At 67.7% G+C, this 13,251-nt stretch carries 10 protein-coding genes; 6 read left to right on the forward strand and 4 right to left on the reverse strand.

The genetic code is table 11. The features are described 5' to 3' along the window. Nucleotides 1–275 precede the first annotated feature (275 nt). Together J2Z30_RS35390 and J2Z30_RS35395 are read left to right on the forward strand one after the other, a co-directional pair. On the forward strand, nt 276–896 hold the full coding sequence (locus J2Z30_RS35390; protein ID WP_078957018.1) for an RNA polymerase sigma factor: 621 nt from the start codon (nt 276–278) through the stop codon (nt 894–896). After that, a complete protein-coding gene (locus J2Z30_RS35395; RefSeq protein WP_044578094.1) occupies nt 874–1,494 on the forward strand; it encodes a hypothetical protein in 621 nt (206 codons plus the stop codon). The genes J2Z30_RS35390 and J2Z30_RS35395 overlap by 23 nt, the downstream gene beginning before the upstream one ends. Nucleotides 1,495–1,919: 425 nt before the next feature. Here the strand turns inward: J2Z30_RS35395 and J2Z30_RS35400 are convergent, their stop codons facing one another. The 3 genes from J2Z30_RS35400 to J2Z30_RS35410 all read right to left on the reverse strand — a co-directional run bounded on the left by J2Z30_RS35400 (nt 1,920) and on the right by J2Z30_RS35410 (nt 3,573). Continuing rightward, nucleotides 1,920–2,591, reverse strand: a complete 672-nt coding sequence (locus J2Z30_RS35400) for a VOC family protein (protein ID WP_044582190.1) — start codon at nt 2,589–2,591, stop codon at nt 1,920–1,922. Nucleotides 2,592–2,608: 17 nt separating this feature from the next. Next, complete coding sequence (locus tag J2Z30_RS35405; protein ID WP_044578093.1) at nt 2,609–2,797, reverse strand: hypothetical protein; 189 nt, start codon at nt 2,795–2,797, stop codon at nt 2,609–2,611. Nucleotides 2,798–2,946: 149 nt separating this feature from the next. Beyond that, nucleotides 2,947–3,573, reverse strand: a complete 627-nt coding sequence (locus tag J2Z30_RS35410; RefSeq protein WP_107073399.1) for a TetR/AcrR family transcriptional regulator — start codon at nt 3,571–3,573, stop codon at nt 2,947–2,949. 376 nt (nt 3,574–3,949) lie between these two features. Here J2Z30_RS35410 and J2Z30_RS35415 point away from each other — a divergent pair, with 376 nt between their 5' ends. Then, the gene (locus J2Z30_RS35415) at nt 3,950–4,405 is read left to right on the forward strand and encodes a hypothetical protein (protein WP_044578090.1); all 456 of its coding nucleotides are present in this window, start codon (nt 3,950–3,952) and stop codon (nt 4,403–4,405) included. Between the two features lie 371 nt (nt 4,406–4,776). Then, the gene (locus J2Z30_RS51460) at nt 4,777–7,749 is read left to right on the forward strand and encodes a tetratricopeptide repeat protein (RefSeq protein WP_209468973.1); all 2,973 of its coding nucleotides are present in this window, start codon (nt 4,777–4,779) and stop codon (nt 7,747–7,749) included. A gap of 472 nt (nt 7,750–8,221) precedes the next feature. Here J2Z30_RS51460 and J2Z30_RS35425 read toward each other — a convergent pair whose 3' ends face one another. Then, nucleotides 8,222–9,538 (reverse strand): hypothetical protein, encoded by a 1,317-nt coding sequence (locus tag J2Z30_RS35425; protein ID WP_078957017.1) that lies wholly within the window; start codon nt 9,536–9,538, stop codon nt 8,222–8,224. Nucleotides 9,539–10,527: 989 nt separating this feature from the next. Between J2Z30_RS35425 and J2Z30_RS35430 the strand changes: the two genes are divergently transcribed. Both J2Z30_RS35430 and J2Z30_RS35435 read left to right on the forward strand, forming a co-directional pair. Next, nucleotides 10,528–11,040, forward strand: coding sequence for a YkgB family protein (locus tag J2Z30_RS35430; protein WP_078957016.1), 513 nt, complete (start codon nt 10,528–10,530; stop codon nt 11,038–11,040). A gap of 131 nt (nt 11,041–11,171) precedes the next feature. Continuing rightward, nucleotides 11,172–13,136: a SpoIIE family protein phosphatase gene (locus J2Z30_RS35435; protein WP_063790995.1), complete on the forward strand. Its 1,965-nt coding sequence runs from the start codon at nt 11,172–11,174 to the stop codon at nt 13,134–13,136. Nucleotides 13,137–13,251 lie beyond the last annotated feature (115 nt).

The following is a 13,251-nucleotide window of genomic DNA, read 5'->3' on the forward strand; positions in this document are numbered from 1 at the left end:
ATCGTATCCACAAGATCCGGAAGAGCGGCCCAGAACCGGCCGACCCGCGCGGCCGACTCGTCCACCCAACCGTGGCGGCAACCACTCAGGGAGAGCTGCTACTTGCCGTACCCGCCTGGAAGTGGACCTACCCCTCCGCTCACCCGCATGAGCCGGAGACGTTCGGCCCCGGATTCCCGAAATGGGTCGTGCTCTCCTGGAAGGCCGCTCATCGCCCGGCATCGCCGAACGTTTCCCGGAGCTCCTCCGTCCTAGGAGGGACAGGGAGGGAATCCATGGCCGGACGCCGCCGCACGCTACGCCGTATCGGGCGCCGCGTGGACGCCGCTGCCCCCCGCGAGCCCGACAGACACACGCCCCCCGCCCTTACGCCCGACAGGACCGACAGGACCGACGTGGACGTCTCACGCGTGCGCGCGATCCTGGCCTTGGGTGGCGTGCCGTGGGGCGACCTCGATGACGGGGTGCAGGAGGTACGGCTGAAGCTGCTGGAACAACGCGCCGATCCGGCCCGCGCGACGGTTCGCGACACCTCCGCGTGGAGCAGCGTCGTCGCGGCTCGCGTCGCCGCGGACTGGCACCGGGCCGGTGCGCGCGACGACGGGCTGCGTGCCCGGCTCGCCGCCCGCTGGGCGCAGCAGCCCGTCGCGGAGCACACCGAAGACGACCGCACAACGGCCCTCGCGGTGGCGGACGGACTCGGCTCCCTGCCCCCTCACCAGCGTCAGATACTGACATTGCGCTACTACGCCGATCTTTCGGTACGTGACATCGCGACGCTGCTCAGCGTCCCCGAAGGCACGGTCAAAAGCCGCCTGCACACGGCCGTGGCCGCACTGCGCACCCGGCTGCGCGAGACGGAGGTGATCCACGGTGACCGAACCGACCGAGACTGAGGAGACCCGGCTGCGACGGGCGTTCGCGCTGATCGGGGAAGAGGCCGGGCGCGCGAGCCCGGCGACGGCGCCTGCGGACCGCGCGGCGTCAGTCGGCACCCGCACGGCGGCGACCCGCCCCCGGCGCAAACAGCGACGTGTCCGCGCGGCACTCGCCATAGCGGCAGCCGCCTGCGTCGCCGCCATCGTCGTGACAGTGACGGTCACCGCCGGCGACGGCTCCGGAGCCGATCTCGACACCACGGGCCGAGGACAGACCTTCCCAGAAGCGCTCGCCTGCGCGACCGCCGTAGTAGAGGGCGACCTGACCGCGGTACGCCCGGCCAGCCAAGGCCGGGTACACGTGACCGTATCCGTGGACCGGTGGTTCAAGCCCAGCACAGGCCCTGCCACGACACGCTTCGACCTCGCCGACCCCGCCGTCGCGGACCCCGCCGAGGCATACGCCACCGGGGACCACCTCCTGCTGCTCGTCCCCCGGCGCAATGGCCAGATTCCCGACACCTACCAGGGCCAGGAGCTACGACCGATGCGTGACCGGATCACCCGCACCCTCCTGGAAGCAGCTCACACCACCTGCCCTCCTGAGTTCCAGTGAGGGACACGTACAGCCCAGTGACCGACGTGAGTTCGCCGACTTCTGGCGGGGCTGATGGAACCGTATATAGATGACAGCCCGCCGCCCCCTGGTGGGCGGACCCGGGCACGCACAGCCAGGCGTCCGGCGACCGGACTGGAGGCCCCGCAGGTCTGCGTCGGGGTACTGGGCAACCTGAGCGGACGGCCCACCCCAGGCCGGTGGTGAAGGTATGCGGGGCGAGCCGCAGATCGTCGTCCTGCACGCGCGCAATCCAGACGCCGAGGTGGCGGCCCTGCCGGTTGTTCATCGGCTCGGCGAAGGCCCGAACGGGCTCGGCGGTCCGGCCGAGTTCGGGGCATCCGGTGTCGGTTTCCCGCTCGACGGGCGCGCCGTTGGGGTCGCTGGAGCGCCAGAAGCCCTCGGTGAGGTAGTCCCCGACGGCTCTACAGGTCGGCCGGGTCCCTGCGCAGCGTGACCTCGCGCCCGGACGCCGTGCGCACCGTGACCGCGCGCACGCCCGGCCGGCCGGGCACGACCACCAGCGGCAGCCGCTCGAAGGTCTCGGCGCCGATGTGCTCCCGCAGTTCCCCGGCGTCGGCGCCGATCTCCAGCCGGGTCACGGCCACCCCGCGATCACCGCGCTCCGCCGCCCCACGGTCCGGGTTGGTGGCCGGGTCTTCCCGGTAGAACCAGTTCGGCAGGCCCCGGCGCCAGCACGTGCCGAGCGCGCGGCCGGGGCCGGGCGCGGTGGTGATGATGCGCTGGGTGCCGTCGGGCTGGACGCGCCCCGGAAGCCGCGCCACTTCGCCGCCGAGCCGCTGCGCGACCGCGGCCAGCTCCTCGAGGGTGTCGGCGCGCAGGCTCCAGAACATCCACCGGTCGCCGTCCGCGACCGCCCGGTCGAACCAGGCGGCCCCCGCATCCCGCACGGCTGCGGGGGCCGTAACCGCCTCGACTTCCAGGTAGACGTCCCCGCCGAGCGGGAAGATCGTGTTCGCGATGGCGGCGGCGAGGACGCCACCGTCGTAGTGGGCGAGTCCTGTCTCCTCCTGCACCCGGCGGACGCCGTCGCCCAACTCGCGGACGCCCAGGCAGAGGTGATCAAGATGAAACATGTCGATCCTTTCCGGGTTCACCACGTCACGGGGAGTTCGTGCACCCCGTAGACGACCATGTCCTGCTTGAACTTGATCTCGTCCAGCGGCACCGCGAGCCGCAGCGTCGGGATCCGCAGCCTGCGATCGAGTTCGGGCGGCGGGTCGAACGGGCAACGGCCCCGCGCCGTCGGGTACCGGGGCACGTCGGACACGACCTTCGACATCGTGGTCCCCCTACAGAAAGTTACCAAACGATCGTTCACAGACTTACTGAACAGATGTTAGGAATCTTGAGGGCGCACGTCCACCCTCATGGTCAAGATCGCCACCGCAGAGGAGAACAGCTGGGATGAAGTGGGGGAAAACGCGGCGTTCAGGCAAAAACGAGCGACACGAACTCGTCGACGAACGACATCACGGAGTCCGCGTCGGTGTGCTTGGCGGAGTTCTGGAAGAGGGCGACGCGACCGTGCGCGCCGACGAACGCGATCACCGCAGCTCGCTCTGCGGGCACCCGGAGCGCGACCCCCGCCGCGGCGCAGCGCGCGAAGCCGGCGACGAGCAGGTCGATCACGTCGACCAGTGGCCCGGCCTGACGGACGCCGGGCGCGGTCCGGGGAGGCCCGTTGGCCGTCATCAGCCGGTAGTGCCCTGGGTTGTCCATCGCGAACCGGCAGGAGGCGTGGAGCATCGCCCGCACCCGGCCCACCACGTCGCCGGAGTCCACGCGACCCTCGGCCGCCTCCATCGCGGTGTGCAGCCGGGCGAACTCATGGTCGGTGAGGCCCGCTACGAGCGCGGCACGATCGGTGAAATGCTGGTAAATGCTGGCCGGCGCGATACCGGCGGTGCGGGCGACGCCGCGGATGGTCAGTCCGTCCTCCCCGTCGAGCTCGGACAGCAACCGGCTGGCCGCGGCGAGGATCTCCCCGCGCAGCCGCTCGCCCTCCCCCCAGCGGTTGCGCGTGCGCGGAGCGCTGACCTGGGCCTCTTTCGACACGTACCTATTCTTACCACCCAGCCGCCCGGCCGCGGCCCGGCCCGGCTGCTGCCCTTGGAGTGTGCGGGCCCGGCAGGTCGTGGGCAGTGGACCAGGACGGCCTTCAGACGAAGCTGTCCGACCTCGGTGTGGTGCAACCCTGGTTCCAGCGGTCGTCGAGGGAGGGCTTGTACTCGTCGAGGCCGGAGGGGTGGCCCTGCCACTGACCGTGGCAGAGGTCCTCCGGCCTGGCGGCGTCGGCGTGTGCGCTTCACGGAAGTCGAGCCAGAACCACGACTCGTGAACAAAGCCCCCGCATCAACGGCCGGAGTGTGTCCTCCTTGTCAGCGCGACGAGCCAGTACCGTGAATACATGGCTAGTTGAGAGGGGGACTCGATGGTGCCGGAAGCGATCACGGCCCTGGCGGGTACGGGGGCCGGGGCACTCGTGTCAGCCATGGCCTCGGATGCGTGGCAGACGGGCCGCAATGGGATCATCCGCCTGTTCCGGCGAGAGGGAGACGCACAGCGGGCGTCTCTGGAAGGGCGGTTGGACCACCACGCGACGCTGATCGAGCGGGCGGGCGATCCGGATCAGGCCAGGCAACTGATCGTAGGCCAGTGGCAGTTGGAGCTGGTCCAGCTGCTGACCGAACATCCTGACGCCGAATCGGAGCTCCGTCGCCTCGTTGAGGAGATACAGAGCGAGCTCCCCAAGGGCGGGAGGAACTGGGTGATGACCAACATCGCCCGTGATCACGGAACGGTGTACGGGGCGATGGGCGGAAACGTCATTCACTACCACCAGGGAATGCCATCGGACCCTCCCACCGGTGAGGACCGACGGCAGTGAGACCGGGTGCGGATGACGCGGGGTGGGACGCTCTGCAGGAGATCAGGGTCGAGTCCGGATACGCCTACGGCACAATCGGCGCCGACATCCATGTCTTCGGTGACGGTACGCCTGTGTACCGCCTCTTCGAGCATCAGCCGGTCACCGCTCTGGACAGCGAGTGGCTGCGGGCCCAGCCCTCCCGGATGCTCGACTCACGCTCCGCGGTGGTCGACTTCACGGGACGCGACGAAGAGTTACGGGCGCTGACCACGTGGCGTGACACCGGGCAGCGCCTCGCCGTCCGCTGGCTGCACGGCGAGGGCGGACAGGGCAAGACCCGGCTCGCCCTCCAACTGGCCTCCGATGCCGACGCCAGGGGCTGGAAGGTCGTGGACGCGGTCCACGGCACCGACACCCACCCCCCTGCGGAGCTCAAGCAGGACCTGCGTCTGGACGGACATGCGGGGGTGCTCGTTCTCGTCGACTACGCGGACCGCTGGCCCGTCTCCCATCTGAGCTGGCTGTTCCACAACCGGCTGCTGCAGAAGGACGTTCCTGCCCGTGTCCTGCTCCTGGCCCGGTCGGTCGACCAGTGGCCGGCGGTCCGCGGGAGGCTGAACCGGCTGAGGGTGAACGCCGACCCCTCCGACCAGTACCTGGCCCCGATTCCCGAGGCCGGAGAACAGCGAGAGCGTCTGTTCGGCGTCGCACGTGACAGCTTCGCCCGGCACTACCGGCAGATCACACGACCGGAAAGGATCAGTCCCCCGGACGCACTGAACGATGCGGAATTCGGGCTGACCCTGGCGGTGCTGATGGCCGCCCTCGTGGCCGTGGACACGGCGGCCCACGGCCGGCGAGCCCCGGCCGGAATGACTGGGCTCACCGCCTACCTGCTCGACCGCGAGCACGAGAACTGGGAGCAGCTCTACGAGACTTCCGGGGCGGGGTCCGGCTACCGCACTCCTCCGGCGGTGATGGCACGCATGGTGTTTCTGGCCAGCCTCATCGGCCTCAGCCATCGAAGCTATGCGGAGCAACTGATCGGGGTGGTGATCGACGAGATCCCGCCCGAGGTACTACTCGCCGACCACTCCGTCTGCTACCCGCCCACGGAGCTGTTCCCGGAGGGGGTGCTCCAGCCTCTGCTTCCGGACCGCCTCGCCGAGGACTTCCTGGCACTCACCCTCCCAGGCAGCCCCGTCACCGCCTACCCCACCGACCGCTTGGCCGGCGCCATCTGCACCACCTTCCTGCAGCCCCTCTCCGACGCCTTTCCGCGGAACTGGATCACGCGTGCGGTCACCTTCCTCGCCGCCGCGGCCACCCGATGGCCGCATGTCGGCACCGGGTACCTCTATCCGATGCTCGGAGCGCACCCTGAAGTCGCCACTCATGCGGGCAGCACCGCTCTTCTGCAACTGGCCTCCATGGAAGACGTGGACCTGGACATGCTGACCATGGTCGACGACACGATCGAGGATCTCAGCGGAGAGCTGGCGCGGTTCGACCTGGCCACCGGAGCCGTGGCCACGTGTGAGCGGGTCACCCCACGGCGGCTGGAGGCCACGACCGTCCCGGACGAGCGGATGCGGCTGCTGAACAGGCTGGGGCTGCGGATGCTGCACGCCGGGCGCCCGTTCGACGCGATCCAGCCCCTGGGAGACGCGGTGGACCTCGGGAGGCAGAGCATGGCGGAGGCCGACCCTTCCGTGCTTCCCCTCCAGGCCAAAGCCCTGATCCGACTGAGCCGAGCGCTGATGGACACCGGGAGCCTGCGCTTCAAGGCATATGCCCTGTCCGCCGAGGCCGCCCAGGTCGCTCGGGCACTTGTCGACGACGGCTCGGACAGCGAACTGCTCCTCCTCGCGGAATGCCTCTCGACCGCCAGCGACAATGCCCATGCCCTGGGACAGGGTGAGACGGCACTGGAATTCATCGATGAGGCCGTCTCCATCTATCTGTTTCTCCGGGAGACTTCGCATGACTCCGTGCTGCCGCAGCTCGCTTCGGCACTGAACGCGCTGGGAAGGCGGCTGCGTTCACTTGGCCGGATCCAGGAGTCAGCGCGTCCGACCTTCGATGCGATGGAGATGCGCAGGGAGCTCATCAAAGCCGACTTTCCAACCCACTTCGCCGACAACGTGCGCTCAATCATTGATTTCGGCATCTGTACAGCTGAGATGGGCCTGTCGGATCAAGCTCTCAATTCATTCATCACGGCAACTGGTTTCCTGCGTAAGTTGGTTGAGGTCCAACCGGGTCTTCTTCCCGATCTGGCCGACGCACTGGAATGGACCGGACGGCAACTCGCCTTGACGGGGCGGACGGACGAAGCGCTCGTCGTCACCGAGGAGGCGGTCGCGATCCGCCGGAAGGAATGGGACGCCGACTCGACCAACGCGGAAGCGCTGGCGAACTCGCTGCATTTGCTCGCGCTCCGGCTTGACGAGTGCGGGCGCACGGACGAAGCCGCCGATGCCGCAGGGCAGGCCTTCTCGTTCCGCTGGGCCTTGGCGAACGCCGTACCGGAGCTGGACTCCTTCGGCGCCATCGCCCTCGACCTGGGCCTGAGAGGACACCTCCTGCGACGGCTGGGCCGGCTGGACGAGGCGGAGAGCGACCTTTTGAACGCCCGCACGGCCATACGGGACTTGGCGGACCAACAGCTGACTCCGCAATTGCCGGAACGCCTTGCCGGCATCCTTGACGAGCTGGCCGGTGTACTTCACGAACTGGGCAAGTCACACGAAGCACGAGACGTCGCCGCAGAGGCTGCGACGATGCGACGGCGAACCCCACCGCCGCCATCGCCACGCCGTCGACGTGTGTACTCACCTTCGAGGGAACTCCAACGGCCGGACGGAGCACAGACCGAGGAATTGGCGATCCGTCGCACCCTGGAAACCGCGATCCTCGTGCACCGCCCGTTGGCGGAGAAGGAGCCGGACCGGTATCTGCCCCCACTCGCCGTAGCCCTGCACAACCTCGGACGACATCAGCTCCGCAACAGCGGGCGACCGGACGATGCCATCACATCGCTCCGGGAGTCATGTGCCGTCTTCCGGGAGCTCTCCCGGAACAACGTATTCTTCGTGCCACAACTGGCCCTCACCTTGAACAATCTCGGGTCCGCCCTGTACCAACTGGGCCGCGGACAGGATGCCCTCGTCCCGTTCGAGGAAGCCGCCGGCTACTACAAGGCCCTCGCCGCCACCGACGCCTCGTATGGAGAACTCCTGGTTTCGGCGTTGAACAAGGTGGGCCTGGTGCTGCACGAGCTCGGGAGGCCCGATAAGGCGAGGGAGATCCTTTTGCGGGCAGTGACGCTCCGCAACTCTCTGCCGCCCCACAGCTCGTAGCCGCAAACATGTCCCGAGCGGTACAGCCTCTCAAGGGAGCCGCAGTCACAGCGGTGGCCGTACTCGTATGCCACCTCATCCTCAGCGCCGGTTACGCCGCCGCACGAGACCAGAAACGCGCAGACTCCGACGACTCTCCTGAAGTACACGCCAGGCGCCCACCTGCCGGTGCCGCTGCTCGCGGGGATGGTGGCCGTCGGGGCCCTCCTGGCCCCCGCCTCGCGGCTCTTCCGTTGATGCGGTCGCAGTGGAGCGGATGGCTGCCGAGCTCAATGCGCTGCTAGCACAGCGGCATCGACGGGTAGTACCGCTCGAACGTCACACCCCCGCCCCCGAGGACATCGCGCGTGCGGTCCATCACGCGCCCCTCGGCCCCCGCCGGAAGCGCGTCCGGGAGGGCGGGACCGTCGCCGTGGAGGCAGGAACCTCTCACCGCCCGCCGGGTCCGGTGCTGACGAACCTGCTGCCCGGCCTACACGCGTGCCTTCGTCGGATGCACCGGGAGGCGGTCCTGTTCGCGCTGCAGAGACGTGAAGTCGTCGAAGACGGTGTAGTTGTGTGGGAGTTCGCCACCCTCGTGCTGAACGGTGAAGGGGACGTACAGGGTGTTCAGCATCCAGGGCTTCTTGTCCTCGTCGATGCCCGTCACCATCGCCTTCCCCTGCATCACACCGTACGTGGCCACCGCCAACTGGTCCGTCTCCCGGTACTTACGCACCTCATCCCGCATGAAGTGCTTGTGACTCTCGAACCACGAGCTCATCCGCAGGAAATCGTTCCACTGCTTCTGCGTGAAGGGCTGTTCCTTGGCGAGCTTGAGAAGCTGCCACACCTTCGTCTCCCGGGTGATGTCCAGATCCTCCTCATAGGCATCGACGAAGTCCGCGGGAATGGCCTGGGTCATCTGCTTCTCATAGTGGTTTACCAGCGAGAACTCGGTGACGAGGAACTTCTTGTCGTCGTCGAGCCTGGGAAGTACGTAGTCGAGGTACTTCTGGGCGGCTTGAGCCGAGGTCACATGTGGATGGATATCCAGACCGTCGAGCTGTGGAGTGTCGTTGACGAACTCGATCCAGTCCCTGGTCGCGTCCGAGATCATTTGGGGATCGTCGAGGTGGTTGAGGGCTCCCATGTAGAGATGCGTCCGGCAGCCGTCAGGGAATTGCTTCTTCCGATAGGCGATGACGTGTTTGGCCACCTCCTGGTAAAAGGGGTTCAGCTTCGTCAGCCTCTCCTCCTCGTGGGTTTCGAGGAAGGGCTCGTTGCCGACCGTGAGGATGTCCACCTTGTCCAGTACGGCCCGCAACACCTCGTCCACCGCGGCCAGTTCGGCCTTCATCTCTTCCCCCGTCGGGGAAGGGACCGTCTGACCTTTCTTGCTGAACTGGAATTTCAGCGCCAGGATCGTACCGAACCCCTGTTCGCGCAACTCGAGGAGCTTCCGGATCGCCTGCTGCCGCAAGGGGTCCGTGCCGTCCTTGATGGTGTCCATCAGTACGAAGCCGCGCACCCAGGTGGCGCCGAGGGCGTTCAGCGCGGCCTTGTCCACTCCGGTCGGGTCCTCATTGAAGTTTGCCCCCAGTACACCGCTCGGGCCGACGACGGCAGCGCGGTTCTGCGGGGCATCCTCAGCCCCGGTCTTCTTCTCCGAGTCCGGCCCGCTGCCTTGGCTTTCCTCCTTGCAGCCGACAGCCAGGAAGGCCCCGGCAGAGGCCCCCAGCAGCCATCGTCGCGAGACCAGGTTCCCTCCCCGGTCGGGCCGGCCCCTGGTGTCCTGGTTGATCTCCATGGCACAACTCCTGTTCATGACGGGCGGATCCGGTGAACATCGGATCCGAAGCAGCCATCGGCGGCGCGCGGACGCCGGTCCGGCGTCGAACGGGGTTCTGAGTTCGCGGAAGGAGGGGCCTCGGCCTCGCCGTGTGCGGCCGGCCGATGTGTCCCGTCCGGAAGGCACCCTGAAGAGCACCCCGTGCTGCCCGCGGACTTGAGAAACCCGTCCGCGTCGTCGGCGTCGCCGCTCGTGTGCGGCGCGACCAGCGCCTGACGACCGGCTACGCAGACCGCAGGTCGGGGGTCGGACTCTGACCGCGCCGCGGTTCCGCTTCCTGCGTCTGTGCGGCGTCGCGTCTGTCGGCCGACCCCTGCCGCGGCCGGAGCGCGTACTGCGTTCTGACGACTCGCATGCGCACAGCCTGCCAAGGCCGAGGATTTTTGACAACACTCGGACGTAATTCCAGACCCGCTCCGGCCGTCGGCTCACCCATGGATTTCGTAGCCGGTGAACGCCCCGTGCCGGGCTGGACCAGGGGCTCCGCAGGCTGACACATCGACAGGCACCCCGCCCCGACACGGCGCGGACAGCGACCGGCGCGCATAACAACGCCCGAACGATGAACCGTTCCGCTGCCCATCCCGTCTCCATGGTCAACACGGCACCTCGACGAGAGAAGCCTCGGTGGGCAGTCCGCCGCGGCAGCGGGGCGCTGGTCGACCTCGAGGTGTTGCGGGTGCGTGGGAGGTGGTCGGGGACCGTGCTGCTGTTTCTCTCCGGCGGAATCGCGCCGTCACGCGAGACGAGAATTCCGTCTCCTCCCCCAGGTTTATTGATACCGTCCAGGGGTTCCTCATCGCACGAGGGTACCGCCCCACCGGATAAAACGTCCTCTTAATAGAAAATGCGGAAAAGGTCCGGGGCCGGCGTGCCAGTAGGTGGGACCTGGCGTACGCTGAACAGATGTAGGGAGTTCTGCCATGCGCACGTGAAGGGACACCCGTATGAGAATGCGTTCCACGGTCGACAAGGGCCTTCAAAGCACAGGATTCTCAACGATCCGCTATGGACTGGCGCTCAATCTCCTGTCGATTGGGCGGCTCAAGTTCGAAAGTTATGAGGTCGAGAATATTCGGCCCTTGGTCACCGCAAGCCCTGTATTCTCGCGACTCCTCACCGAAATCGGCGAACAAAGACTGGCCAGGGTCTTCGGTGTAACAGAGATGGTTGTGGGATCACTGATCGCGGCGAGACCATTCGCGCCGAGAGCCTCGGCGCTGGGAAGCCTGGGGGCTGCTGGGATATTTGCCACGACTCTCAGTTTCCTGGCCACAACGCCCGAGGCATGGCAGGAGAGGCGCGGAGAGCCAAAGCTCTCTCTCGCCGGTCAGTTCCTGGTGAAAGACATCGTCTTGCTGGGGGCTTCCCTGCTCACGGCTGCCGAATCTCTGCAATCGCTCCGAGCGGACAGCCGTAAGCGCTGTCCTGGCTGGCCGCCCTCACGTTATCGAGGGTGACGGCATTGACGCCCTTGACGTGAAAAAGTTCGGCAGCCGCCTGCACGATTCGCGATCGGGGCATTGCGCCGCGCGCCGTAAGGCCGCACTGGTTGATGTTGTCTCGCTCAACGATTCCCGGGGAGCGGCAGATGGACGCATCGGACGAACTTCTTGAGAGGCCGACCCCGTCGGCTCTCTTGACCCTGGATGGCGCCATCCGCCGCCTCAACGCCGCGATGGCCACGGCGCTGGGCAGGCCGTGGGAACAGTGCGTAGGTCGCGCCTTCAGCGATCTCTTGCCCGACAATCAGCGTCTCGCGGCTGAGAACCTGCTGACGCACGGGGCCACCACGAAGAGGCTTGCGATGCGTGTGCTGGAGTTCCCCGGGACAGGCACAGCATCTGTGGTCTGCCTTGTCGAGGCGCGGCCAGTGAGGGATCCCGCAGGCGGCGAGCAGTTCGTGTGGGTGCATTCGTTGGACGCGAAGCACGACCTGGGCGGTTTGCTGATCCCGTTCCAGCTTGCGGCCAGGTCCGCCGGTCTCGGCCTGTGCATGTGTTCGCCCCCTGAGCACCAGGTGGAATGGATGGGCGGCGCACCTGCTCTGGCCGCGCTTTTCCCGCAAGCGTCCGTGTCCCTGTCCGAGGTGATCCGGCAAGCCCATCCTGATGACCGCATGGGCTTGCGGCGGCTGGTGCGCTCGGACGCCGCCCAGTCCCCCTGGATCAGGTCGCGGTTCCTTACCGAGCACGATGGCTGGCGCGTACTGGCCAGCCAGACTCGCAGGGTCACCTTGGGGTATGCGGGTCCCGAAAGGGTCTTCGGGGTGATCCGCGACGACACCCAGATGGAGGCGCACCGAGAGGAGATGCTGGCCGCCGTGAGTGCTGAGCGGCAGCGCACCGAGGAGATCGCCGCATTCTCCTCCGCCCTCTTCACCGCCGCCACCGAGCAGGAACTGCAGCAGGTCGTCCTGACCCGGCTGGCCGCGGCCTTCGGCGGTACCGGCGCCCTCTTCGCGCTCGTCGACGACGGGCGCCTGCGGGTTTCCTCGGATGCCCAGATCCCCCCGTGGCAGGCCGACGCCCTGCACGGCCTGTCGCTGGATGAGGAGCGCCCCCTGGCCAGTGCGATCCGCACCGGCCAGCCACAGTTCATCCCCAACCAGGAGGAGCTTGCCCGTCGTTGGCCGCATGAAGACAGCCTGCCCCTCCGGCGGCCCGGTCCCGACCTCGCCATGTCGATCACCCCCCTCAGCCCGGTGGGTGACCGGCCGCTGGGGGCCTGGGCGGTGACGTACGACAGCGAGTGTCTCCCGTCCCCGGAGCAGCTCGCCTTCATGACCACTCTGGCCGAGCTGGCAGGCCAGGCACTCAGGCGCATCAGGTTGCAACAGGCCCATATCGAACTGTCAACAGCGGTCCAACAGAGCATGCTCCCCACACTGCCCGAGCACCTCCCGGGCCTGAAGATCGCCGCCCGCTACCAGGCCGGCCGGCACGGGCTCGACATCGGCGGAGACTGGTACGACGCGTTCCTGTTGCCCGACGGCGCGGTCGCACTGGAGATCGGCGACGCCCAAGGGCACGACGTGGACGCCGCAGCTTTCATGGGACAGGTGCGCTCGTCCATCCGCGCGATCACCACCCACGAACCGGGGCCGGGAGCCGTGCTGACCCGCACCAACGAGCTGCTCGTCACCATGGACGCACCACGCTTCGCAAGCTGCACCATGCTGCGCATCGATCCGCGCGACGGACAGGTCATCGGCACCAGCGCAGGCCACGTGCCGCTGCTCCTGGCACGCGACGACGGCAGCCACGACGTCCGCACACTTTCCGGCGGGCCGGTACTGGGAGTCGTGCCCGGGACCGACTACCCCGAGGACAGCTTCACGCTGGAAGAGAACACCGCGCTGGTCCTGGTCACCGACGGCGTCGTCGAAGGGCCGGGGCTGACCCTGGAAGCCGGGCTGGAACGAGCGGGAACGCTGGCCGGCCAGGCCCTCCACGACCGCCTGGACGTCGAGGCCACGGCAGACCGAATCCTCGACGCCGCGGTCGCGGTGGATCACCTCGACGACGTGGCCGTACTGGTGATCCGACGCGCTTAGAAGCCGCGCAGATCGGCAGCCGGCACTGACCGAAGCGCTCGGGCGCTGCCTGCCGATGTGGGCGCGTTGCGTCTTGGTCATGGTTCCTTCGATTCGTTCGGGCCGCCTCGCGCCG

It is taken from the genome of Streptomyces iranensis, assembly GCF_017874715.1.
GTDB classification, from domain to species: Bacteria; Actinomycetota; Actinomycetes; order Streptomycetales; family Streptomycetaceae; genus Streptomyces; species Streptomyces iranensis.

Coding starts and splice junctions, on each gene's coding strand:
- J2Z30_RS35390 (WP_078957018.1), top strand. CDS start 276: ATGGCCGGACGCCGCCGCACGCTACGCCGTATCGGGCGCCGCGTGGAC.
- J2Z30_RS35400 (WP_044582190.1), bottom strand. CDS start 2,591: ATGTTTCATCTTGATCACCTCTGCCTGGGCGTCCGCGAGTTGGGCGAC.
- J2Z30_RS35405 (WP_044578093.1), bottom strand. CDS start 2,797: ATGTCGAAGGTCGTGTCCGACGTGCCCCGGTACCCGACGGCGCGGGGC.
- J2Z30_RS35415 (WP_044578090.1), top strand. CDS start 3,950: ATGGTGCCGGAAGCGATCACGGCCCTGGCGGGTACGGGGGCCGGGGCA.
- J2Z30_RS35425 (WP_078957017.1), bottom strand. CDS start 9,538: ATGGAGATCAACCAGGACACCAGGGGCCGGCCCGACCGGGGAGGGAAC.
- J2Z30_RS35430 (WP_078957016.1), top strand. CDS start 10,528: ATGAGAATGCGTTCCACGGTCGACAAGGGCCTTCAAAGCACAGGATTC.
- J2Z30_RS35435 (WP_063790995.1), top strand. CDS start 11,172: ATGGACGCATCGGACGAACTTCTTGAGAGGCCGACCCCGTCGGCTCTC.